This is a genomic window from Bradyrhizobium sp. 63_E2_N1_3 (assembly GCF_052076005.1).
GTDB lineage: Bacteria > Pseudomonadota > Alphaproteobacteria > Rhizobiales > Xanthobacteraceae > Bradyrhizobium > Bradyrhizobium barranii.
On the sequence record NZ_CP197235.1, the window covers coordinates 5,266,907 to 5,289,433 of the forward strand.

Consider the following 22,527-nt stretch of genomic DNA (forward strand, 5'->3'; position numbering starts at 1 on the left):
GAGACGATTCCGGCCCGATGCAATGCTCGAATTCGCTTAGAGCCCCTTGACATCACAGCGCTTTCGGCAGAACGGCTGATACCAAGTGTCATGGGCCGTTCATGGATTTGATTACCACCACCGCTGACCTCGCGGCTGCCTGCAGCCGGCTGGCCAAGCACCCCGTTATTACAGTCGATACCGAGTTCCTGCGCGAAACCACCTACTACCCGCTGCTGTGCGTGGTGCAGATGGCCAGCCCAGAGGAAGCGATCGTCATCGACACCCTGGCCGAGGGCATCGACCTCAAGCCGTTCTTCGACCTGATGGGCAACGAGGGCGTGCTGAAGGTATTCCATGCCGCCCGCCAGGACATCGAGATCATCTGGCACCAGGCCAACATCATCCCGCACCCGGTGTTCGACACCCAGGTCGCGGCCATGGTGCTCGGCTACGGCGACAGCATCGCCTATGACGCGCTGGTCGAGAAGGTCACGGGCCACCGCCCGGACAAGACCCACCGCTTCACCGACTGGTCGCGCCGGCCGCTGACGAAAGAGCAGATGCACTACGCGGTGTCCGACGTCACGCACCTGCGCGACGTGTTCGCCGCGCTCGATGCCGACCTCAAGAAGCGGCGCCGCAGCGAGTGGGTCTCCATCGAGATGGAGGTTTTGACCTCGCCCCGCACTTACGACTTCCACCCCGAGCGCGCCTGGGAACGGCTGAAGACGCGGGTCCGCAAGCCCAAGGACCTCGCGGTCCTGATGGAGGTCGCGGCCTGGCGCGAGCAGGAAGCGCAGAGCCGCGACGTGCCGCGCGGCCGCGTGCTGCGCGATGAAGCCATCAGCGACATCGCGACCCACGCGCCGAACACGCTGGAGAAGCTCGCCCATCTGCGCTCGGTGCCGAAGGGGTTCGAGAAATCCAAATGGGGCGCGGACATCGTCGCCGCGGTCGAGCGTGGGCTGGCGCGCGATTTTGCGACGCTGCCGAAGCTGGAGAAGCCGCGCAACAACAACAATGGCGCTGCCATCGTCGAGCTGTTGAAGGTCCTGCTGCGCATGACCGCGGAGCGCCACGCGGTCGCCAGCAAGGTGATCGCCACCGTCGACGATCTCGAAGAGATCGCAGCCGACGACGAGGCCGACGTCCCCGCCCTGCGCGGCTGGCGCCGCGAGCTGTTCGGCGATGCCGCGCTGAAACTGAAGCGCGGCGAGCTGGCGCTGGCGATCGAGAAGGGCCGCGTGATCGGGGTTCAGCGGGTGGAGCCGGTTAAACCGTCATCCTGAGGCGCGAGGCGTGAGCCTCGAAGGATGAGCGGCCCCCGCTGCGGCCAGTCGGCCGTCGCCCTTCGAGGCTCGCCGAAGAGGCGAGCACCTCAGGGTGACGGTGATAAATCGAGGCTCATTGCATCAACGCCGTCATTGCGAGCGAAGCGAAGCAATCCAGAATCTTTCCGCGGAGACGGTCTGGATTGCTTCGTCGCTAGCGCAAAATTGCTTCGCAATTTTGTTGCGGGCTCCTCGCAATGACGAGGAGAGAGCCTACGCCGGCGTCAGCTTCGCCACTTCCGGCTTCATATCATTCAGCACGCCCGTAATGGCCGCGATCAGCTCGTCGATCTGGGCCTTGGTGACGATCAGCGGCGGGCAGATGGCGATGGCATCCAGCATGTTGCGCGAGATCACGCCGCGCTCCTGGAGCATGCGGCTGGCGATGCCGCCGACGGCGCCGGGCGTGCTGGCGGCCGTCTTGCGTCCCTTGTCGAGCACGAGCTCGATCGCCGCGATCATGCCGACGCCGCGGACCTCGCCGACCAGCGGATGGCTGGTGAGCTCGCGCAGCTTGCCCTGCATGTAGCCGCCGAGCTCGGCGGCGTGCGCGACCAAGCCGCGCTCCTCGATGATCTTGAGGTTCTCCAGCGCAATGGCCGAACCGACGGGATGGCCGCCCGCGGTGAAACCGTGACCGAGCACGCCGATCTTGTTGCTCTCGTCCGCGATCGGCTCGAACATGCGGTCGTTCAGGATGATCGCCGACAGCGGGAAATAGCTCGAGGTGATCTGCTTGGAGACCACCATCACGTCCGGCTTGATGCCGTAGGTCTCGCAGCCGAACATCTTGCCGGTGCGGCCGAAACCGCAGATGACCTCATCCGCGACCAGCAGGATGTCGTATTTCTTCAGGACGGCCTGGATCTTGTCCCAATAGGTCGCCGGCGGCACGACGACGCCGCCCGCGCCCATCACAGGCTCGCCGAAGAAGGCCGCGATCGTATCCGGGCCTTCCTTCTGGATCAGCGTGTCGAGCTCCTCGGCCCGGCGCGTCGCGAACGCCTCCTCGCTCTCACCGGGCGCGCCGTCCTTGTAGAAATGCGGCGAGCCCGTGTGCAGGATGTTGGGCAGCGGCAGGTCGAACGAGCGGTGGTTGTTCGGCAGGCCGGTGAGGCTTGCCGAGGCAATGGTGACGCCGTGATAGGCGCGCATCCGGCTGATGATCTTCTTGCGCTGCGGCTGGCCAAGCGAATTGGAGCGATAGGCGATCAGCTTGAGGACGGTGTCGTTCGCCTCCGAGCCGGAATTGGTGAAGAACACCTTGCTCATCGGCACCGGCGCGAGCGCCACCAGCTTCTCGGCGAGGTCGATCGAGGGCCCGTGCGATTTGGCGGAGAACGTATGGTAGAACGGCAGCGCCAGCATTTGCTTGTGCGCCGCCTCGACCAGCCGCTTCTCGTTGAAGCCGAGCCCGACGCTCCACAGGCCGGCCATGGCCTCGAAATAGCGCTTGCCCGACGCGTCGAACACGTAAGGGCCCTCGCCGCGCTCGATCACCAGCGGACCGGCCTGCTGATGCGCGCGCGCGTTGGTATAGGAATGGAGCTGGTAGGCCACATCCCGGGCCTCTTGCGAATTGGGCAGCATGGACATTGCGGGATTCCTCAACGGTGCGTCATTGGAGGTCATGACGCAGACCTGTCCAAACGACGAGCTTGTCCAAAGAAAACGTCGACATCTTGGCTATTGCGGCAGGCCGCAACTTGCAACGTCATTTCGTTGGCAACAAGCGCACACGAGCGTTGCAGGAAAGCAGCGCTGGCACTTCGGCAGGATATATCGCCTCGGCTAGCCTCGCCGTGCCAGCACGAAGGCCGCCGCCGCGGCGATCAATGCCGGGACGGCCGCAGCGCCAAACAGCGGCTGCGGTCCCATGTCGCGGGCCAGCATCACGCCGCCGATCAGAGGCCCCACGATCGAGCCGATGCGGCCGATGCCCAGCGCCCAGCCCACGCCGGTCGATCTGATCGCCGTCGGATAGAAGGTCGCCGTCAGCGCGTTCGAGGCGATCTGTCCCCCGACGATGCAAAATCCCGACGCGAAGATCGCGATCGTGACCAGCACGATCGAATGGCTGGCCATGCCGACGGCCGCAACCGCGACCGCCGCCCCGAGATAGGTCAGCGACAACGCGCGAAACGAGAAGCGGTCGATGAACTGGCCGAGCGTGAAGGTGCCGACCACGCCGCCGACCTGGAGCATCGCACCAATCGCGGCCGCCCCCGAAACCGACACGCCGAGATCGTTCAGCACGGTGGGCAGCCAGTTCGACAGCAAATACAGGTCGAGCAGGCTCATGAAGAACACGACCCAGAGCAGAACCGTCACCGATGCGCGGCCCTCTGCAAACAAATGCGCGACGCGCAATCCCGACAATTTGGGCTCCTGGACCACGAATTTGGCATTGCCGGCGAAGGATACCCCCGGGGCTATCTTTTGCAGGAGGTTCGCCACCTCGCGGTCGCGGCCGCCCATCATCGCCAGGAACCGGATCGACTCCGGCAACGCCTTGAAGAGGAAAGGCAGAAGCAGCAGCGGCACGAGGCCGCCGACGAGGAACACCGAGCGCCAGCCGAAAGCCGGGATCATGGCGGCCGCCAGCAACCCGCCCAGGGCCGCACCGATCGAAAAGCCTGCGAACATGATCATGACCATGGTGGCGCGGCGGCGATGCGGGCTGAACTCGGAGATCAGCGCAATCGCATTGGGCATTGCACCGCCGAGACCGAGACCGGTCAGAACGCGCAACGCGATCAGCCAGGTCGTATCCACCGCGAACACGGTGAGCAGCGTCCCGATGCCGAACACCAGCGTGCTTGCGAGGATGATGCGGCGGCGACCGATCCTGTCGGCCATCGGACCGAAGATCAGGGCGCCGATCATGAGACCCAGAAGCCCCGCGCTGAACACCGGACCGAGGCTGCCACGCGCCAGCTTCCATTCCTGCGCGACTGCAGGCGCGACATAACCGATGGCCTGAGTGTCGAAGCCGTCGATGAACAGCACCGCGGCGCAGACGAGCAGAACCCGGATCTGAAAGGCGCCGACCGGCTGACGATCGACATAGGCGGGAACGTCGACCGTGCCCGACACGATCCCATCCGTAGCTGTGACAGCCATGCCCAACCCCTCCCCGGCAGCTCATGCACTATTATTCTTCTTAAAATCTCTTATAGTGAGATTATAACGAAGGCAAGCCGCTACCGTGCCGCCGTTTTGCGGCCGGCGCGAATGCGGGTATCACGGCGAATACGCGAAGCTGGATCGAATCTCACTTGGTCAAAGCAAACAGTCAGGATCGGGTCCTTGCCGTGCTCGATCTCTTCACCGAGGCACGGCCGCAATGGTCGCCCGAAGAGCTCATGAAGGAGCTCGGCTACACGAGGCCGACGCTGTATCGCTATCTGAAGAGCTTGAAGGACAGCGGCTTCGTGATGCCGACGCGCGGCGGCCGGTTCGCGCTTGGCCCGCGCGTGGTCGAGATGGACTATCTCAGCCGCCGTTCCGATCCGCTGATCGCAGCAGCCACCCCGCATCTGGAGCGGCTGTCGGCCGCGCACCCCTGTACGGCCCTGGTCGTGCGCTGGTATGGGGAAAAGATGCTGTGCGTGGCTTCAATCGCCTCCGTCGTGAATCCCGTGAGCAGCTATCCGCGCGGCCGACCGATGGCGATGGGCCGCGGCGCAATCGCGCGCTCGATCATGGCCTTTCTGCCCAAGCAGCGCGTGATGCCACTAGTGACGCGCTATGCCGCCGATCTGCGCAGCGTCGGCGTCGGCGACACCTCCGACGAAATCCTGGCAGCGCTGAAACGCGTGCGGCGCGCCGGCGTCGCCGTTGCCTTTGGCGAAGTGACACCGGGCGCGGTCGGGATCGCCGCGCCGATCCTCGATGCGGGCTACCCGATCGCAAGCCTCTGCATCACGATCGCCGGACCACATGCCAAGGGCGAGTTGATCGATCGCATCAGCGCGGAGGTCAGCGAAGCGGCCCGGCAAATCTCCGAGGTAATGACATACTAATCTCTTTATTTGAGATTTTACTTGACGAAATCCGTGCGACATCTCATGAGGACGAGCGATCGCGCCTCGCGCGATGACAATCGTGGGGAAGCGATGTGAGGCAGGCTTCAGCGGATAGCGACGCGCCCGTCGTGATCGTCGGCGGCGGACCGGTCGGGATGGGTCTGGCGATCGGCCTTGGCCAGCGCGGCATCAGGACCATCGTCGTGGAACGCCACGAACAGCCGCAGCCGATCCCCAAGGGACAGAACCTCACGCAGCGGACGATGGAGCATTTCCATTTCTGGGGCGCGGAGGCAGCGCTGCGCGCGGCCCGCACCATTCCTCCCGACTACGGCATCGGCGGAATGACCAGCTACGGGACGCTGCTCAGCGGCTACAATTACAACTGGCTGCAGCGCGAGCTCGTCCGCCCTTTCTATTTCACCGACAACGAACGCCTGCCGCAATACGCGACCGAAGCCGTGCTGCGGCAACGGGCGGCACAGCTTCCCTCCATTGACCTGCAATACGGCTGGACCTGCCGGGATGTCCGGCCTGACGCCGAGGGCGTGGGCCTCGACATCGAAAATCGCGACGGGATGATACAGAGCCTTCGCGCCGACTACGTGATCGGCTGCGATGGCAGCCGATCGATCGTGCGCGAACGCGCCGGCATCACCCAGACCCGCTCCGACCACGACCGGCTGATGGTGCTGCTGGTGTTTCGCTCCGTCGAATTGCATCGACTGCTCGAGGCCTTTCCAGGCAAGTCGTTCTACAGCGTGTTGCATCCGGACCTCGAGGGCTATTGGAAGTTCTTCGGCCGGGTCGATCTCGGCAGCACCTGGTTCTTCCATGCCCCCGTTCCCGCGGACACCACCGCCGACAATTTCGATTTCCGACGCTTGCTGCACGATGCCGCCGGCGCACAATTCGACATCGAGTTCGAGCACATCGGATTCTGGGATCTTCGCTTCACGGTCGCGGACAGCTACCGCGCCGGCCGCGTCTTCGTCGCCGGAGATGCCGCGCACAGCCATCCGCCCTACGGCGGCTATGGCATCAACACCGGCTTCGAGGACGCCGCAAATCTGGCGTGGAAGCTCGCCGCGACGCTGCAAGGCTGGGCGCCCGCCGGTCTGCTCGACAGCTACGATGCCGAGCGGCGTCCGGTGTTTGCGTCCACTGCGCGCGATTTCATCGAGACTCCGATCTTCCGCGACCGCGATTTTCTTCGCCGCCACGATCCGGCGCGCGATCGGGCGGATTTCGAGGCCGCCTGGCACGAGCGGCACTCCGGCGCCCGCGCCGAGGTCAACGCCTTCGAGCCGAATTACGAGGGGTCACCAATCGTCTTTGGTCCGGCCGGCGCTGTCTGCAGCGCGATCGGCTCGCACGCCTATCCGGCGCGCGCAGGTCATCATCTCACGCCGCAACCTCTGTCGTCAGGCAACAACGTGTTCGAGGAATTGGGCGACGGCTTCACCTTGATCGATCTGACGGACGGCGCCGCGGCAACAGCTCTTGAGCAAGCCGCCGCGCGGCTTGGCATCCCGCTGACGGTGATCAGGGACACCGCATCAGGCGGACGCGAGAAATACGAGGCGCGGCTGATCCTGGTGCGGCCCGATCAATTCGTCGCCTACGCGGGCGACAACGCTGATGACGCATCCGATATCCTGATGCGCGCCATCGGCCGATCCTGAGAGAAACGCTTTCGCCGCAGGCCCGAAACCCTACGCCGCGCCGTCGTCATCCTCTTCGTCGGCAGCGCGAGCGGCTTCCCTCACCTCCACCAGCGCCATCGAGAGCAGATAGACCGTCGTGGGCAAGCCGACGCTGCGCGCCGTCTCCACAGCACGCGACAAATCGCTTGCCAGCTCCTTGAGCTCGTCCCCCCGCGACAATGTCCCACCCCATCCATCCGCCGACCACGGCCGCCTAGACCGCGATGGCGCCGCTGGTTCTGATCAGTTCGGCGCTGGCATGGACTGTAGCAAAATTCCCGATCACATTCACCACCGACTGTTTGTAGACGGCGGCATCGCCCGTGCCCGGCTGCCGGCAGGCCACGGCGTCAGCGACGATCTGGTAGCGATGGCTGCGGTGAAACCCGTCGACGGCGGTGGCCAGGATGGTTTCGTCCAGGGAAAAGCCGACCAGAATGCAGCGCACATTGCGGATATTGGACATGTAGTCCACGAACCGCGAAGAGCTGTAGGCCGACGGCAGCGGGTGCTCGAAAGTCATTTCGCCGGGTCGCGGCTTCGCCTCCGCGATCCAATCGGTCAGCCTGGATGCCGGATTGAACCAAGCCGCCTGGGCGATGCGCTTCAGATGCATCACCGGCCAGAGATTGGTGCGCCACAGTGTCAGGAGCTCCAGGCAGCGCACGGTGGCGGCTTCGCCGTCGAGGATGACATGGCGACGCCCGGGGGTCAGATATTCAACCTGGAGATCCGCACAGACCAGGATCGACGGATCATCGGTAATGGAAGCCAGCATTGTCTTGCGCAGAGCTGCACCAATTTCAGTGATCGGCGAGTGCGAGGTCCCGTAGCGGCGAGGTCACCGCCCGCCCCGCGGATGCGTCGAGCACGCCGGGCCGGTCCCAATCGCCCTCGGGGCGAATGATCACATAGGGATCGCTGTCCAGCGTGATGGCGTCCGGCCCCGGCTCGATCTCCAGCAGCATCTCCGTGTAGGAGAAATCCGAGAAGGTGATCTTGCGGTTGTGACCGAGCGGCTTGGCGCCGAAATGAGCCCAGAAATCGACCAGCCGGTCCTGCGCCTGGCCGTAGATCTTGCGAAAGCCCTTGCGCTTCACATAGTCGACGCTCGCCTGGACCAGCTTGAACGAGACGCGCGAGCGCCGATATTGATGACGCACCGCGAGCCGCTCTACCTTGGCGAAATCACCGAAGAAGCGTACCCGCAGGCAACCCGCAGGCTCGTTGCCGACGTAGCCGATGAAGTGCGCTGCGACCATGTCGTTGCCGTCGAACTCCTCGTCGAACGGACAATCCTGCTCGGCGAGATAGACCGCCGCGCGAATGGCGGTGACCAGCATGAGGTCGTTGGGATCGCGCGCGAGGCGAATGGTGATGGCGCGGGAGTCGGGCTTGGCGAGGGGAATCCTAGTGCCGTGCATCTGCAAAACTCCTTGTTTGGATGATCGCGCCCGGCATCCGCATCGGCTGCCGATGCCAGGGCCGCTCGTAACACCAGAGATCGGGCTGGAAGCTCGGGACGGGGTCGAATCCCGTCGCCTTCATGATGTCGCGTCCGGCCACGGTTGACGGCTGCGCATAGCAATCCGCGCCGCGAAACCTTACCTGACGGAGATGAGCCGCGGCCTTGCCGAGACCGGCGATACCGCGGCCCGTCGCCGCGATCGCCCAGATGTAGATCGCTGCAACGTCTTCCTTCGCGGAAGCGAGATAGCGCGTCTCGGGTGCGGTCAGGCAGATCTCGTCGAGCAGCAGCGCATCATGTCCGCGGTCGTTGAGGAACAAGAAGGCCATGCCGCCGACCAGATTGCCCTTGCGACTGAACGTCAGGATGCTCTGAGGATCGAACGTGAAATATCGTGCAAGCTCTGCCGTTCCGATCTGCACACCCGGCACCAGCCGGTGCGCCATGTCGGAAAGCGCAGCAATTTCGGAAGATTGCGCACATCGGACATCGACGTCCGGACTGAGCGGCAATGCATCGAAATCATGCCTTGCGGCAAAGGAGCCCCTTTCCATACTCATGTCACCCCTCTATCGTCCGAGGATTTAGTGCCCCGCTATGACGATGACCTTAGCGGTTGGGGATCTGGCGTATGCAGCAGTTATTGCACCGGGGTGCTGCTTTGATGCAGCACCGTGAAGAAGCCCTGGACGCGTCCTGGGACGATTTGAAACTCTTTTTAGCGTGCGCAAAATATAAAAGTTTCCGCAACGCGGCCGAAGAACTCGGCCTCACCTCCACCACGCTGATGCGCAGGATCGACCGGCTCGAAGAGAGCATCGACTGCAAGCTGTTCCTGCGCGACCAGAGCGGACTGACGCTCAGCGATGAAGGCGCCGCGATGATCGCCGACGTCGCGCATATGGAGCGTCATGCCTTCAACGTCTTCCGGCGTGCCTCGCGATCGTCGAACGACACGTCAGGCACCGTGCGCGTCGCGGTGACGGAAGGCCCCGGCAATTTCTGGATCCTGCCGCGGCTGATCGATTTCCAGAAGACCTATCGCAAGATCACCGTCGATCTGCGCTGCGCGATGGAGCAGGCCGACGTCGCCCGGCTTGAATCCGACATCGCGATCCAGCTCGAGCCACCGACCAATCCCGACCTGATCGTCGCCAAGCTCGGCCGCCTGCACATCTATCCCTTCGTCTCCAGGGAATACGAGAGCCTCTACGGCGTGCCGGCGTCCCTCGCCGAGTTGAAGAACCATCGCATCATCAAGCAGAGCGCGCCGCAGGTCGACGACGGCGCCTACGCGCGCGTGCTTGGACTGAAGTCGCTCGAAGGCATCGTCGGGATCAAGACCAACTCTTCGGTCGGCGTGCTCTATGCGGTGGAGCGCGGCGCCGGCATCGGCTTCCTGCCGACCGTGTCGATCGCGCTCGGCGCACCGCTCGTTGCCGTCGATCTGGGCGTCAGCCACCACGCCGATCTCTGGCTCACCTATCACAAGGAATTCCGCAACTCCGAGCGCCACAAGATCGTGGTCGACTGGCTGAAGAAGATCTTCGATGCCAAGACCTATCCCTGCTTCCGCGACGAGTTCATCCATCCGAATGCGCTGGTGCCAATGATGACGGCCGCGCGCGAGGGCTTTGGGCTAACGGGTTATGTCGCGGCAACGCCGACGTAGACGCAGGGCGCGCTTCGCCCTCACCATCTGTACTCGAAGCCGACCGTGCCCTGATGCGACGTCAGCTCGTTGCGGAACTTGCCGTCATAGTTGATGTAGAGCCGCGCGACGCTGGTGAGGCTGAGCGAGGCCGAGGCGCCGGCATCCATGCCGTAACGGCCCTCCCCGATGCCGGGAACGACGATGCTCTGGGTTCCCAGGCTGACCTGCACCGATCCCAGGTTCTGGTAGAAATTGTCGACGAACTTGCCGTAGGCCGACAGGTCCAGGATCTTCTGGTCGTAGATGAAGTAGCGCCCGATCTCCGCGCCGATCATCACGCGTGCGCGTGAGAGTGCCGTGGAGCCGACGTTCAATGGATCGAGCCCTCCGGCCTCCTGGAACGCAGCGCTGGTAGCGCGCACGTATTCGAGCGCGCCCTTGGGCACGACGCGCATCTGGTCCTTGGTCCAGTAGTAGCTGATCTCGGTCAGGCCACCGTCGATCGCGGCACGATAACCCGCGGTCGCAAGACCAACGCCGGTGTCCCTGCTGGAACGAACCTTGCCGAAACCGTGCACCACCGCGAACGCCCAGGTCCACGGTCCCTTGTCGACCGAGCCGTTGAAACCGATTTGCGTCAGGTCGAGCGTCGCCGACTGGAGCGCCAGCGGCACGTCGATGTCGGTATGGCTCTGGTCGACGGAGAAGCCGAGATTGACGCCCGGCGCGACCCGCGCGCCGAAGCCGGCGACGCCGCCAAAGGTCTTGCGCTTGTCGCCGACGAAGTCGCCTTGCGCGTCGGTCCGGACCGAGATGCCATAGCCTTCGAACCAGGTGCGGTAGAGCGGATCCTCCGTGCTCGCCGAGGCACCGCCCCCACCGGGATTGGTGCGCGATGCGCGGTTGACGCCGCCAGAGGCCTGGTTGCCGAGCCGCTCCAGGAAATTGGATCCAAGATTGAGCGCACTGTTGCCGGCCGACTGGTCGTAATTGGTCGCGGTCGGCATGGGGGTCGGTGACGCCGTGGGTGTCGGGGTCGGGGTCGGCGTGGGCGTCGGACTCTGCGCGAAGGCTGATGTCGCAGACATCATCACGACGAGTCCAAGCGCCATGACGAGCGCAGCCGCGATCCGGCGGACACGGCCCAGCCCGACCGTCTGCCGTGTCCCGGAGAGCTGCAACGCGCAGCGCATGACGACTAATCCCGAAGCAAAGTGGCGGAGCGCAAAAATGCAACACGAACGGCGCGCGCTTGCGGCGATTTGTGCCGAACTGCCACGCAGGGTCAACCGGTTGGCGCGCTGGAGCGGGGCTATTGCCTCGATTGTGGTTCCCTTGCCACAGGTCGCAAATAGCAGACAGCGACACCCGCCGCGATCTTGAAAGCCGTGCGCCGCTTGCTAACGCGCGAATTTCATGTTGCAATATTGGACACAATCGGAATTGGCCGCTCGGCTGTGCGTTTCGCGACATTGAGACTCGAACAGACTATCGGAAGCCCGTTTGTGGCGTGGCACGCGAAACTGCGGCCGCGTCTTTTTTGTATCTAGTGGAGGAGATGAGCGATGCCGCAAAAGGGCACCGTCAAATGGTTCAACCCGACCAAGGGCTATGGGTTCATCAAGCCGAACGGCAGCGATAAGGACGTGTTCGTCCATATCTCGGCCGTCGAGCGTGCCGGACTCTCGACCCTTAATGAGAACCAGGTGGTTGAATACGACCTCGTGGAGAACCGCGGCAAAGCATCCGCGGAGAACCTCAAGGTCTCCTGATTTCTCTCAAAGCTTCGCGCGAGAGATCATGACGATGCCCCCGGCTCTGCCGGGGGATTTTGTTTGCGAAGACGAAACACGGTGCGACGGCGCTTCAGCGCACCACCGGCGATACCAGGAAATTCTCCGAGGGCCCGCTTCCGTCCGTCCTGCACACATCGCCCTCGATCCGAACCTTGCCGGTCGCAAGCAGCCGCAACGCTTCCGGATAGATGCGATGCTCCACCTCGAGAATGCGCTCCGACAGCGTAGCGCCCGTGTCGTGGTCGCTGACGGGGACCGCACCCTGCATCACGATCGGACCGGCATCGGTCTCGGGGATCACGAAGTGCACTGTCGCGCCTGACAGTTTGACGCCGGCGCGCAAAGCTTGACCATGCGGGTCCAAACCTGGGAACGACGGCAGCAGCGAGGGATGGATGTTGAGCATCCGCCCGTACCAGGCCTTGGTGAACTCGGCCGTGAACAGGCGCATGAAGCCGCCGAGACAGATCAGCTCGATGCCGTGCTGGTCGAGCGCGGCCTGCAGCAGCTTTTCGAAGCCGGCGCGGTCCTTGCCGAACGGCTTGCTCTCAATCACCAGCGTTTTGACGCCGCTCGCCTTGGCCCGTTCGAGGCCGAGCGCGTCGGCCTTGTTCGAGATGACGAGCGAGATTTCCGCCGGAAACTCCGCTGCGGCAGCGGCCCTGATCAGCGCGGACATGTTGGAGCCGCGGCCGGAGATCAGGATGGCGACGCGGCGCTTCATCACAGCGCCAGTCATCACAGTGCCAGGTCGAGGTGGCCGTTGTAGACGACGCGGTGCTCGCCCTCGGCCGGAATCACGGTACCGAGCTGCGCCACCGTCTCACCGGCATCGCTGAAGACCTGCACGACCTGATCGACCTTGTCGGGCTCGACGATCGCGATCATGCCGATGCCGCAGTTGAAGGTGCGCAGCATCTCGAGCTCGGCGATGCCGGCTTGGGCAGCCAGCCATTTGAACACCGGCAGCACCGGCAGGCGCGCCAGATCGATGCCGACGCCAAGATGGCTCGGCAGCACGCGTGGGATGTTGTCGGTGAAACCGCCGCCGGTGATGTGGGCAAGCCCCTTCACCGCGCCGGTCTCGCGGATCGCACGCAGGCAGGATTTGACGTAGAGCCGTGTCGGCGTCAGCAGCGCGCCGCCGAGCGTCATGACCGGCGCGAACGGGGCCGGCGCCTCGAAGCTGAGGCCGGACTGCTCGACGATCTTGCGCACCAGCGAGAAGCCGTTGGAGTGCACGCCGGACGAGGCAAGGCCAATCACGGCATCCCCCGCGGCGATGTCCTTGCGCGGCAACAAGGTACCGCGCTCGGCGGCGCCGACGGCAAAGCCGCCGAGGTCGTAGTCGCCGTCCTTGTAGAGGCCGGGCATCTCGGCGGTTTCGCCCCCGATCAGGGCGCAGCCGGATTCGCGGCAGCCTTCGGCGACACCGGCGACGATCGAGGCGGTCGCCTCCGGGTCGAGCTTGCCGCAGGCGAAATAGTCGAGGAAGAACAACGGCTCGGCGCCCTGTACCACGAGGTCGTTGACGCTCATGGCGACGAGGTCGATGCCGATCCCGCCATGCAGGCCGGTCTCGATCGCGATCTTGACCTTGGTGCCGACCCCGTCGGTGGCGGCGACCAGGACGGGGTCCTTGAAACCGGCCGCCTTTAGGTCGAACAGGCCGCCGAATCCGCCAATCTCGGCGTCGGCGCCGGGCCGCGCGGTGGCGCGCACCAACGGCTTGATCAGATCGACCAGGCGGTTGCCCGCGTCGATATCGACGCCTGAATCGGCGTAAGTGAGGCCGTTTTTGCGGTCGGTCATGCCCGATTTCCAGTGGGTTTGCGGCTGGTTACGTCGAATTCCGGGGACGCGCAATGGCAAGCGTGGCGCCCCGCCCTATACTATGTAGATATCAACCGGTTCAGCCTTCAAACGGGCCGGATTCGAGGTCAGGCCGGGTGCCAGGAAGCGCCGCGTGAGTATTCCGAATATCATTACCCTGGGCCGCATCATGCTGGTCCCAATCATCGTCTGGGCCATCGTGTCGAGCCAAATGGAGGTTGCGTTCGCCGTCTTCCTCATTGCCGGCGTCAGCGACGCGGTCGACGGCTTCCTCGCCAAGCGCTTCAACATGACGAGCGAGCTCGGCGCCCTGCTCGATCCGCTCGCGGACAAGGCGCTGCTGGTCTCGATCTATCTGGCACTGGGGATCTGGGGCGACATCCCGCGCTGGATCGTGATCCTGGTGGTGTCGCGCGACATCATGATCGTCGCCGCCGTGATCGTGTCCTGGCTGTTCGACAAGCCGGTCGAGATGAAGCCGTCGAAGGTGTCGAAGCTCAACACCGCCGCCCAGGTGGCCTATGCGGCGCTGGTGCTGGCCTCCCTGGCCTTCGGCTTCAAACCGGCGCCTTATGATATGATCCTGATGGGCCTCGTCACGGTCTTCACGCTCTCTTCCGTGTCGCTCTATCTCGTCGAGTGGCTGCGGCACATGAGTACGATCGAAGCCAAGTAGCACGATCGAGGCCAAATGAGCCGGGATGCGGCCCCGCAAAAGGCCAACTCCCGCTCGATGACGTCGAATCTCTTCAAACGAAGCCGGCGTGCCGGCACGGAGCACAGCAAGCGTGGCAGGCCGCGTTCATCCCCGACAATTGGCATTCTCGCTTCCGCACGCGGAAAGCCTCAGCCGGGATAATTTCCTCGAAGGCCCCGCCAACGAAGCCGGTCTTGCCCTCATCGACGCCTGGCCTGAATGGCCGAACCGGATCATGTGGCTGGCCGGCCCGGAAGGAAGCGGCAAGAGCCATCTCGCCGCGATCTGGGCCGAGGCTTCCGGCGCCCGCTCGACCACAGCCAATGGGCTGACCGCCGAAAACGTCCCGGGCGCGCTCGCCACCGGCGCGCTGGTGGTCGAGGATCTCAGGGCAAAAGAGCTCGACGAGCGGGCCCTGTTTCATCTGATGAACCTCGCCCGCGAGGATGGGGCCTACCTGCTCTTCACCGGCCGCGAGGTACCGGCGTCGCTCGAGATCGAGCTGCGCGACCTGCGCTCGCGGCTGCGCGCGGTGCCTGTGATCTCGCTGCTGCCGCCCGACGACCAGCTCTTCCGCGGCCTGATCGTCAAGTTCTGCGCCGACCGCCAGCTCGCCGTGGATGAGAGCGTGGTCAGCTACCTCGCTACCCGCCTGGAGCGCTCTTCGGCGGCCGCACGGGAGGCCGTTGAGCTGCTCGACAGCGAGGCCCTGCGCCTCGGTCGCCCCGTCACGCGGGCGCTGGCCGCCGAGCTGCTTCGGGACGCCTGACCCTTCCGCCCTGGCTCCAAGGCCGCTTGACGCGGCGCAGCGGCGGAACATCAATGTCATCGAAACGTCATCGGACTAACACATGCTCCCGCCGGTTTTGCGCATAAGTCGCAAATTGGGGCGAACTGGATGGATCGACTTCTGATGGACTCTGCGCAAGCTGTTGAAATTAAAGAAAAAGCCCCGGAGACCGAGGGCCTGCCGGCGATTGCCTCAAGTCCCGAGCGCTTCATCAATCGCGAGCTCTCCTGGCTGCACTTCAACCGCCGCGTCCTCGAGGAAGCGGTCAATCCCAGCCACCCCATGCTGGAGCGGGTGCGATTCCTGTCGATTTCAGCGAATAACCTCGACGAGTTCTTCATGGTCCGCGTCGCCGGCATCAAGGCCCAGATCCGCGAGGGCATCGCCGAGCGCAGCCCCGACGGCCTGACGCCGTCCGAGCAGCTCGCGCTGATCAACCGCACCGTCTCGCAGCTTGCCTCCGACCAGCAGGCGATCTGGCGCGACCTGCGCGGCACGCTGGCCGACGTCGGCATCGTGCTGGTCGACGGCAAGGACGTCACCAAGGCGGAACGGACCTGGATCGAGGACTACTTCCTCAACAACGTGTTTCCGCTGCTGACCCCGCTCGCGATCGACCCGGCTCACCCCTTCCCGTTCATTCCGAGCCTCGGCTTCACCATCGCGCTCCAGCTGACGCGCGCCGCCGACGGCAAGCAGATGAACGCGCTGATTCGTATGCCCGGCAAGATCGACCGCTTCATCCGGTTGCCGGCCGAGGGCAAGGTCGTGCGGCTGATCTCGCTCGAGCAGGCGACCGGGCTGTTCATCAACCGCCTGTTCCCCGGCTACAATCTCCACGGCCAGGGCGCCTTCCGCATCATCCGCGACTCCGAGCTCGAAATCGAGGAAGAGGCCGAAGACCTCGTCCGCCTGTTCGAGACCGCTCTGAAGCGCCGCCGCCGCGGGTCGGTGATCCGGCTCGAGATCGACGGCAAGATGCCGGAGGAGCTGCGCAGCTTCGTGCAGCATGCGCTGTCGGCCGCCGACGACGAGGTCTTCCTGGTCGACGGCGTGCTCGCCATGAACGAGCTCTCGCAGCTCACCCGCCTCGACCGGCCCGATCTCGAATTCACCCCTTACGTACCGCGCCATCCCGAGCGCGTGCGCGAGCATGGCGGCGACATCTTTGCCGCGATCCGGCAGAAGGACCTCGTCGTCCATCATCCCTACGAATCCTTCGACGTGGTGGTGCAGTTCCTGCAGCAGGCCGCCCGCGATCCCGATGTCGTCGCGATCAAGCAGACGCTCTACCGCACCTCCAACAACTCCCCGATTGTGCGCACGCTGGCGGAAGCCGCCGAAGCCGGCAAGTCCGTCACCGCGCTGATCGAATTGAAGGCGCGCTTCGACGAGGAGGCCAACATCCGCTGGGCCCGCGACCTCGAACGCGCCGGCGTGCAGGTCGTCTACGGCTTCCTCGAACTGAAGACGCACGCGAAGCTCTCGATGGTGGTGCGCCGCGAGGGCGGCGGCCTCACCACCTACGTCCACACCGGCACCGGCAATTATCACCCCGTCACCGCACGTATCTACACCGACCTCTCCTACTTCACCTCGGATCCGACCATCGGCCGCGACGCCGCGCGCGTGTTCAATTTCATCACCGGTTATGCCGCGCCGAGCGATCTGGAAAAGATGGCGGTGTCGCCGCTGACGTTGCGCAAGCGCATCATCGAGCACATCCAAGGCGAGACCGCGCATGCGCGGCATGGCCGCCCCGGCGCGGTCTGGATGAAGATGAATGCGCTGGTCGACCCCGACATCATCGACGCGCTCTACGAGGCCTCACAAGCCGGCGTCCAGGTCGAGCTCGTCGTGCGCGGCATCTGCTGCCTCAGGCCCGGCATTCCAGGCCTGTCGGAGAACATCCGCGTCAAGTCGATCATCGGGCGCTTCCTGGAACACGGCCGAATCTACTGTTTCGGCATGGGCCAGGGCCTGCCGAGCGCGAAAGCGGCTGTGTATATCTCCTCGGCCGACATGATGCCACGCAACCTCGACCGCCGCGTCGAGGTGCTGTGTCCGCTGCAAAATCCCACGGTGCATCAGCAGGTTCTCGAACAGATCATGGTCGCGAATCTGAAGGACAATGAGCAGAGCTGGCAATTGTTGCCGGACGGGTCCTCGACGCGTATGAAGACCGCGAAGGGCGAGGAGCCTTTCAACGTCCACAACTACTTCATGACAAATCCGAGTCTATCTGGCCGTGGAAAGTCGCTCAAGGAATCCTCGCCGCGCCGTCTCACGCGCCGTAATGAACGTCATCAATCTTGATCCGGGATCGAGGACGTGAAGCGGCCGCGTAAGCGCGGCTCGAGCGTCGCGGTCATCGATATCGGTTCCAACTCTGTCCGTCTCGTCGTCTACGAGGGACTGACGCGGAGCCTCATTCCGATCTTCAACGAGAAGACGCTGTGCGGCCTCGGGCGCGAGGTGCAGAGCACGGGCCTGCTTGCTCCCGATGCCGTCGACAAGGCGCTGACCTCGCTGAAGCGGTTCCGGGCGCTGTGCCGCGTCATGCAGGTCGGTCGCGTGTTTGCGATTGCGACCGCAGCCTGCCGCGATGCCTCCAACGGCCCCGACTTCATCGCGAAAGCCGAGCGCATCTGCGCCGTGAAGATCGAGATCCTGTCGGGCCCGCGCGAGGCGCGGCTGTCGGCGCTCGGCGTGATCTCCGGCATCCATCATCCCGACGGCATCGTCGGCGATCTCGGCGGCGGCTCGCTCGAGCTGATCGACGTGCGCAAGAACAGCGTGCGCAGCGGCGTGACGCTGCCGCTCGGCGGCCTCGCGCTCCAGGACCTCGCGCACAAATCGCTCAAGCGCGCCGACCGTATCGTGCGCGAGGAGCTCGACGAGGTGCCGCAGCTCACCGCCGGCCGCGGCCGCACCTTCTACGCCGTCGGCGGCACCTGGCGCGCGCTCGCGCGCATCCACATCATCCAGAGCGGCTATCCGCTCCAGGTGATGCACGGCTACTCCATTTCCGCAGCTGAAGCGCTCGACTTTTCGCGTCGTCTCCGCCGGCTTGCGGCCGCCGACATGCTGGCCGACATCGAGATCGTCGCGGATGCCAGGCGCCCGCTCCTTACCTATGCGGCGCTGGTGCTCGAGCACATCATCCGCGTGGCGAAACCCAAGTCCATCGTGTTCTCGACCTTCGGCGTGCGCGAGGGCCTCTTGCACGAGAAGCTGTCGGAATCCGAGCGCAACAAGGACGGGCTGATCTGCGCCGCGGAAGAGCTCAATCAGCTGCTGTCGCGTTCGGCAAAGCACGCCCGCGAGCTGATCGCCTGGACCGACCGCCTCGCGCGCGTGGTGAAGCTGCGCGAGACCGAAGAGGACCGCCGCTTGCGCCACACCGCGTGCCTGCTCTCCGACATCGGCTGGCGCGTGCATCCCGACCATCGCGGCGAGCAGACGCTGAGCTTGGTCGTCAACGGCAATTTCGGCGCAATCACCCACACCGAGCGCGCCTTCGTCGGCCTGTCCGTGTTCTACCGCTATGCGGGCCTGAGCGAGGAGAACCAGCCGCCGGTGACCATGCAGGAGCTGCTGACACCTGCCCAGCTCGAACGCGCCCGTCTGCTGGGCGCGGCGTTCCGCGTCGCCCATCTGATCTCGGCGGCACGTCCGGGTGTGCTGCCGGCGACGCATTTCCGCAGCCAGGGCCGCAATCTGATGCTGGTGTTCGAGCACCGGCTCGTCGACCTCGTCGCCGACCGCGTCGGCAGCCGCTTCCGCGCCCTCGCCCGCCTGATCGGCCGCTCCGGCTCGATCGTGCGGCGCTAGACTCGCCAGCCGGTCCTAATCCTCCCTGGACGCTTCTTGAGCCACATGATCGCGCCGCTGATGAACAGGGCGAGAGGTGCGAAGCCGGTTGCGAACACGAACAGGCGCCCGATCAGCCCGAACGTCGCGCCGTTATGGATCCAGAGCTGTTCGGCCAGATAGCGATCCCCCATCGACATCGCGGCCGAAGTGCGATCGTGCACCACTGCGCCACTCCATGGATCGAGCCAGATCGCCCCCCGGGCACGTACCGCGGGATCAGCACCCGCGGCCCGGAACTGCACCCGCCACGTGTTGCGCGTTTCGGTGGGCGGGCTCAGCATGGCAACCGCCATGCCCGGCTTGGCCGCTTGCGCGCTCCGCATGATCGCATCGGGTGATAGCGGCGGTGTCCCCGTGGGGGGCGGCGCTTCGATCCGCGGCGACGGATCGGCTGTCGGTTGCGACACAAGGCCAACGATGGGACGCACGACGTCGGGAAAAATAATCCCGACGCCGGTCATCGAGATCACCGTGAGCGCGAGCAGCGCCCAAAAGCCGGCCGTGCCGTGGACGTCGAAAACAAATCGAAGCAGCGAAACGTCCTTCCGGACCGACACTGATCGCCAGAATCGACCCGGCCTCGGCCACCACAAGATGACGCCTGACATGGCCAGGCCGAGCAGCATGAACCCGACAACGCCGACCAGCTCTTTGCCCCACCACTCGTAGAGCAGCAGCGTGTAGTGCAGACGATAAACCTTGAGGGAGAACGCGTTGACGTAGTCACGCCGCCCGAGCACCTTCCCGTTCGAAGGATCGACCATGGTCGTCCAGCGATTCGGGTAGCGGCCTTTCGCAGTTTCATGCGCATGTATCACGACCCAGACCGGCCAGGTCCGATCCGGCGCGAGGATCGTGGCAATCGGCGCGGGATCCGCTGCCGCGGCCGCGCGCATCACCTCGCTCAACGTAGCCTCTCGTTCCCGACCTGCGGGAGTGTAAAGCGCCGGGTTCAGGGCGGCGTCGATTTCCCGATAGAAGACGATGAAGCTACCCGTGAGGCCGATCAGCACCACGACGATGCCGCCGAGCAATCCGAGCCATCGATGAGCCCACAGAAGCCCACGCCGTGCGCGTCCGGTGAGGTTCGGGGCCGGCAACATCGCCGTTGCACGCGTCAAAGCCGACCCGCCTCAGAAATCCGTCGACATCGACAATAGCAGGGTTCGCGGTACACCTTGCGACAATGCGGAGAAGCTCGCCACGCCAGCCCAGTAATTGGTATCGAACACGTTCTGAACCAGGGCCCGAAGCGTCACCGGCCGGTTGTTGATCCGCGTGTTGTAGCGGGCACCCAGGTCGAGCCTCGTCCAGGCCGGAACGACCTGCATGTTCGCCGCATCCAGATATTGGTGTCCCGTATAGATGGTGTTTGCGACCAGCGTCAGTCCGGGCGCGAACGGGGTGTCCCATTCAGCGGACAGGTTTGCCTGCACCTGAGGCACACCGATCGGCGTCTTGCCGAGATTGGTTGGCGTGCTTGTCTTTGTCAGCTCCGCATCGATCAACGTCACGCCGCCAAGGACCCGTATGCCCGGCTGCACCTCTCCGAATACGGTGAACTCCAGGCCGCGATTGCGCTGTTCGGCGTCCGCCCGGAAGATCTTGTCGACGCCCAATTGTCCCGACGGCTTGGTGATCTGGAACACGCTGATCGTGGTGGCCAGCATTCCGAAGTCGACCTTGACGCCTGCCTCGTGCTGCTTGCTGAAGTAAGGCGCAAGAACTTCCCCCTGATTGCTCGCGGTCGTCGGTGCGACGTCGCCCTTGCTGAGCCCTTCGATGTAGTTGGTGTAGAGCGAAACGTTGCTCCAGGGCTTGACGACGAGGCCGACCATCGGCGTGAGCGCCGTCTGGTCATAGGAGGACGTGACCGCTCCCGTGTTGGTATTGAAGTTGTTGGACTTCACCCCCTGCTGGCGCACGCCGACGGTCAGCTGAAGGCGCTCCTGAAAAACCGACAAAGTGTCAGCCAGCGCAAGGCCGGTCAATTCGGTATCCGAAAGCTTCGGAACAGTCGCGGGAGCAGCAACGAGCTGCTCAGGACGGGCGATCGGCGCATAGATGTTGGACAGAACCGGCGTCCCGGACACAGAGCCCCGTGAGATCTGATCCGTGTAGTAGCTGCCCTGGAAACTCACGGCGTGACTGATCGCGCCGGTTTCAAACCGGGCGCGCACACCGGCGTCAGCGACATTCCTGTCGATATCGAATTTGAAGCGTCCCGGTGTCGACGTGGTGTTGCCGGCCGCGTTCAGGATCGTCGGCGTGCCGAACAAGCGATCGACCTGGGTCCTGCCGCCACCGCCGTCGGCGAACACCGTCACGGAATCCGTCACATCGTATTCGGCGCGCGCCAGCAGCGAGTTGTCATGAACCTTAGCCCATTCCCAGGCCTGCGTGACATTGCGCCTCCCGACCGGCGCGGTCGGGACAGCTACGCCTGTTGCGACCAGAAACGGTCTCGTGGGCGCGTCGAACTTTTCTTCCTGATCGATGAAGTCGAGCGATGCTCTGAATTTCTCACCGCGATAATCGAATGCGGCGGCGCCGACATGCGCCTCCCGGTTCTGGTTGTCCAGCGGCGTATCACCATTGTGATAGCTGCCATTGACGCGAATTCCGAATTCGCGGTTCTCGCCGAACCGTCGGCTGACGTCGAGATGCGTGCCGAACTGGCTGTTCGTCGCGTAGTCGGTCGTAACCCGTGTGAGATCGACATCAGAGGCACGCTTCGGGACGATATTGATGGTGCCCCCGACGCTGCTGTTCGGGGCCATCCCGTAAAGCAGCGCGGTCGGGCCCTTGATGATCTCGATCCGTTCGACGTAGTCGGTGAAGACACGGTAGTTCGGCGCAACACCGTAGACACCGTTGAAGGCAATTTCTCCGACATTCCCCTCGCCGATCGGAAAGCCGCGGATGAAGAAGGAGTCGAGAATGCCGCCGGTCTGACCGGTGAAACGGACCGAAGGGTCGTTGCTGACGACGTCGGCTATCGTGCTGGCCTGTTGATCTTCGATTTTCTTCGCCGTGTAACTGGTGATGTTGAACGGCGTGTCCATGAAATCCCTGTTGCCCAGCAAGCCGATCTGGCCTCCGCGGGCGACCTGCCCGCCTGAGTAGGAGGGCGGGAGTGCGCCGGGCCTTGCGGCAGCGGGCTTCGCTTCCGCCTGCATCCTGGCCCGCTCATTCGCGGGCGCGCTTTGACGGCCCGCCCTTCGACTTGGGTTCAAACGCGGGCGTGCACGCTGCTTCGGCACGTCGGCAGTGACGGTCACCGCCGGCAAGGCTGTCGCCGTCTCCGGCGCAGCGCTTTGCGCGCTGGTGCGGTGAAGGAAGCCGTCGCCGAACAAGGCGATGGAG

20 protein-coding genes are annotated in these 22,527 nt (G+C 64.4%); 9 read left to right on the forward strand and 11 right to left on the reverse strand.

Going from position 1 to position 22,527, the window contains the following annotated elements; all coding sequences use genetic code 11:
• The first annotated feature begins 101 nt into the window (after positions 1–101).
• A complete protein-coding gene (rnd, locus tag AB7531_RS25395; RefSeq protein ID WP_063983660.1) occupies positions 102–1,271 on the forward strand; it encodes a ribonuclease D in 1,170 nt (389 codons plus the stop codon).
• 255 nt (positions 1,272–1,526) lie between these two features.
• On the opposite strand, the gene AB7531_RS25400 is transcribed toward rnd, so the two are convergent.
• Both AB7531_RS25400 and AB7531_RS25405 read right to left on the reverse strand, forming a co-directional pair.
• Entirely contained in the window at positions 1,527–2,909 is a 1,383-nt protein-coding gene (locus AB7531_RS25400; RefSeq protein ID WP_063983661.1) for an aspartate aminotransferase family protein, read from the reverse strand.
• 195 nt (positions 2,910–3,104) lie between these two features.
• Positions 3,105–4,436 (reverse strand): MFS transporter, encoded by a 1,332-nt coding sequence (locus AB7531_RS25405; RefSeq protein ID WP_084795161.1) that lies wholly within the window; start codon positions 4,434–4,436, stop codon positions 3,105–3,107.
• 155 nt (positions 4,437–4,591) lie between these two features.
• On the opposite strand from AB7531_RS25405, the gene AB7531_RS25410 reads away from it, so the two are divergent.
• Both AB7531_RS25410 and AB7531_RS25415 read left to right on the forward strand, forming a co-directional pair.
• Positions 4,592–5,338, forward strand: a complete 747-nt coding sequence (locus AB7531_RS25410) for an IclR family transcriptional regulator (protein WP_063983662.1) — start codon at positions 4,592–4,594, stop codon at positions 5,336–5,338.
• A gap of 95 nt (positions 5,339–5,433) precedes the next feature.
• A complete protein-coding gene (locus AB7531_RS25415) occupies positions 5,434–7,026 on the forward strand; it encodes an FAD-dependent monooxygenase (protein ID WP_187387723.1) in 1,593 nt (530 codons plus the stop codon).
• 30 nt (positions 7,027–7,056) lie between these two features.
• Here AB7531_RS25415 and AB7531_RS25420 read toward each other — a convergent pair whose 3' ends face one another.
• From AB7531_RS25420 to AB7531_RS25435, 4 genes are read right to left on the reverse strand one after another with little or no spacing between them, the layout of a single operon-like run.
• On the reverse strand, positions 7,057–7,227 hold the full coding sequence (locus AB7531_RS25420; RefSeq protein WP_166096098.1) for a hypothetical protein: 171 nt from the start codon (positions 7,225–7,227) through the stop codon (positions 7,057–7,059).
• A 34-nt stretch (positions 7,228–7,261) separates the two neighbouring features.
• Positions 7,262–7,825: an isochorismatase family protein gene (locus AB7531_RS25425; RefSeq protein WP_063983663.1), complete on the reverse strand. Its 564-nt coding sequence runs from the start codon at positions 7,823–7,825 to the stop codon at positions 7,262–7,264.
• Between the two features lie 25 nt (positions 7,826–7,850).
• Positions 7,851–8,471 (reverse strand): GNAT family N-acetyltransferase, encoded by a 621-nt coding sequence (locus AB7531_RS25430; RefSeq protein ID WP_063983664.1) that lies wholly within the window; start codon positions 8,469–8,471, stop codon positions 7,851–7,853.
• On the reverse strand, positions 8,458–9,075 hold the full coding sequence (locus AB7531_RS25435) for a hypothetical protein (protein ID WP_063983665.1): 618 nt from the start codon (positions 9,073–9,075) through the stop codon (positions 8,458–8,460). Before AB7531_RS25435 ends, AB7531_RS25430 begins: the two co-directional genes overlap by 14 nt.
• Before the next feature lie 71 nt (positions 9,076–9,146).
• Between AB7531_RS25435 and AB7531_RS25440 the strand changes: the two genes are divergently transcribed.
• Entirely contained in the window at positions 9,147–10,187 is a 1,041-nt protein-coding gene (locus tag AB7531_RS25440) for a LysR family transcriptional regulator (protein WP_028147769.1), read from the forward strand.
• A gap of 20 nt (positions 10,188–10,207) precedes the next feature.
• On the opposite strand, the gene AB7531_RS25445 is transcribed toward AB7531_RS25440, so the two are convergent.
• Entirely contained in the window at positions 10,208–11,362 is a 1,155-nt protein-coding gene (locus AB7531_RS25445) for an autotransporter outer membrane beta-barrel domain-containing protein (RefSeq protein WP_063983666.1), read from the reverse strand.
• Positions 11,363–11,734: 372 nt separating this feature from the next.
• Between AB7531_RS25445 and AB7531_RS25450 the strand changes: the two genes are divergently transcribed.
• Positions 11,735–11,941, forward strand: a complete 207-nt coding sequence (locus tag AB7531_RS25450) for a cold-shock protein (protein ID WP_007591938.1) — start codon at positions 11,735–11,737, stop codon at positions 11,939–11,941.
• A gap of 94 nt (positions 11,942–12,035) precedes the next feature.
• Here AB7531_RS25450 and purN read toward each other — a convergent pair whose 3' ends face one another.
• The gene (gene purN, locus AB7531_RS25455) at positions 12,036–12,689 is read right to left on the reverse strand and encodes a phosphoribosylglycinamide formyltransferase (protein WP_063983667.1); all 654 of its coding nucleotides are present in this window, start codon (positions 12,687–12,689) and stop codon (positions 12,036–12,038) included.
• A gap of 14 nt (positions 12,690–12,703) precedes the next feature.
• The gene (purM, locus tag AB7531_RS25460) at positions 12,704–13,777 is read right to left on the reverse strand and encodes a phosphoribosylformylglycinamidine cyclo-ligase (protein WP_063983668.1); all 1,074 of its coding nucleotides are present in this window, start codon (positions 13,775–13,777) and stop codon (positions 12,704–12,706) included.
• 154 nt (positions 13,778–13,931) lie between these two features.
• On the opposite strand from purM, the gene AB7531_RS25465 reads away from it, so the two are divergent.
• The 4 genes from AB7531_RS25465 to ppx all read left to right on the forward strand — a co-directional run bounded on the left by AB7531_RS25465 (position 13,932) and on the right by ppx (position 19,119).
• Positions 13,932–14,474, forward strand: a complete 543-nt coding sequence (locus tag AB7531_RS25465) for a CDP-alcohol phosphatidyltransferase family protein (protein ID WP_063983669.1) — start codon at positions 13,932–13,934, stop codon at positions 14,472–14,474.
• 112 nt (positions 14,475–14,586) lie between these two features.
• Positions 14,587–15,264, forward strand: a complete 678-nt coding sequence (locus AB7531_RS25470) for a DnaA ATPase domain-containing protein (protein WP_063986416.1) — start codon at positions 14,587–14,589, stop codon at positions 15,262–15,264.
• Positions 15,265–15,408: 144 nt separating this feature from the next.
• Positions 15,409–17,601, forward strand: coding sequence for an RNA degradosome polyphosphate kinase (locus tag AB7531_RS25475; RefSeq protein WP_063983670.1), 2,193 nt, complete (start codon positions 15,409–15,411; stop codon positions 17,599–17,601).
• Between the two features lie 15 nt (positions 17,602–17,616).
• Positions 17,617–19,119 carry an exopolyphosphatase gene (gene ppx, locus AB7531_RS25480; protein WP_041957841.1) on the forward strand — a complete coding sequence of 501 codons (1,503 nt, stop codon included), beginning with the start codon at positions 17,617–17,619 and terminating at the stop codon, positions 19,117–19,119.
• Here the strand turns inward: ppx and AB7531_RS25485 are convergent.
• Together AB7531_RS25485 and AB7531_RS25490 are read right to left on the reverse strand one after the other, a co-directional pair.
• Positions 19,116–20,264 carry a PepSY-associated TM helix domain-containing protein gene (locus AB7531_RS25485; RefSeq protein ID WP_354076017.1) on the reverse strand — a complete coding sequence of 383 codons (1,149 nt, stop codon included), beginning with the start codon at positions 20,262–20,264 and terminating at the stop codon, positions 19,116–19,118. The two genes, ppx and AB7531_RS25485, sit on opposite strands and share 4 nt — an antisense overlap.
• A 30-nt stretch (positions 20,265–20,294) precedes the next feature.
• Positions 20,295–22,340 (reverse strand): TonB-dependent receptor, encoded by a 2,046-nt coding sequence (locus AB7531_RS25490; RefSeq protein WP_084795378.1) that lies wholly within the window; start codon positions 22,338–22,340, stop codon positions 20,295–20,297.
• Positions 22,341–22,527: the final 187 nt, after the last annotated feature.

Coding starts and splice junctions, on each gene's coding strand:
- rnd (WP_063983660.1), top strand. CDS start 102: ATGGATTTGATTACCACCACCGCTGACCTCGCGGCTGCCTGCAGCCGG.
- AB7531_RS25400 (WP_063983661.1), bottom strand. CDS start 2,909: ATGTCCATGCTGCCCAATTCGCAAGAGGCCCGGGATGTGGCCTACCAG.
- AB7531_RS25405 (WP_084795161.1), bottom strand. CDS start 4,436: ATGGCTGTCACAGCTACGGATGGGATCGTGTCGGGCACGGTCGACGTT.
- AB7531_RS25425 (WP_063983663.1), bottom strand. CDS start 7,825: ATGCTGGCTTCCATTACCGATGATCCGTCGATCCTGGTCTGTGCGGAT.
- AB7531_RS25430 (WP_063983664.1), bottom strand. CDS start 8,471: ATGCACGGCACTAGGATTCCCCTCGCCAAGCCCGACTCCCGCGCCATC.
- AB7531_RS25435 (WP_063983665.1), bottom strand. CDS start 9,075: ATGAGTATGGAAAGGGGCTCCTTTGCCGCAAGGCATGATTTCGATGCA.
- AB7531_RS25440 (WP_028147769.1), top strand. CDS start 9,147: ATGCAGCAGTTATTGCACCGGGGTGCTGCTTTGATGCAGCACCGTGAA.
- AB7531_RS25445 (WP_063983666.1), bottom strand. CDS start 11,362: ATGCGCTGCGCGTTGCAGCTCTCCGGGACACGGCAGACGGTCGGGCTG.
- AB7531_RS25450 (WP_007591938.1), top strand. CDS start 11,735: ATGCCGCAAAAGGGCACCGTCAAATGGTTCAACCCGACCAAGGGCTAT.
- purN (WP_063983667.1), bottom strand. CDS start 12,689: ATGAAGCGCCGCGTCGCCATCCTGATCTCCGGCCGCGGCTCCAACATG.
- purM (WP_063983668.1), bottom strand. CDS start 13,777: ATGACCGACCGCAAAAACGGCCTCACTTACGCCGATTCAGGCGTCGAT.
- AB7531_RS25475 (WP_063983670.1), top strand. CDS start 15,409: ATGGACTCTGCGCAAGCTGTTGAAATTAAAGAAAAAGCCCCGGAGACC.
- AB7531_RS25485 (WP_354076017.1), bottom strand. CDS start 20,264: ATGTTGCCGGCCCCGAACCTCACCGGACGCGCACGGCGTGGGCTTCTG.
- AB7531_RS25490 (WP_084795378.1), bottom strand. CDS start 22,340: ATGCAGGCGGAAGCGAAGCCCGCTGCCGCAAGGCCCGGCGCACTCCCG.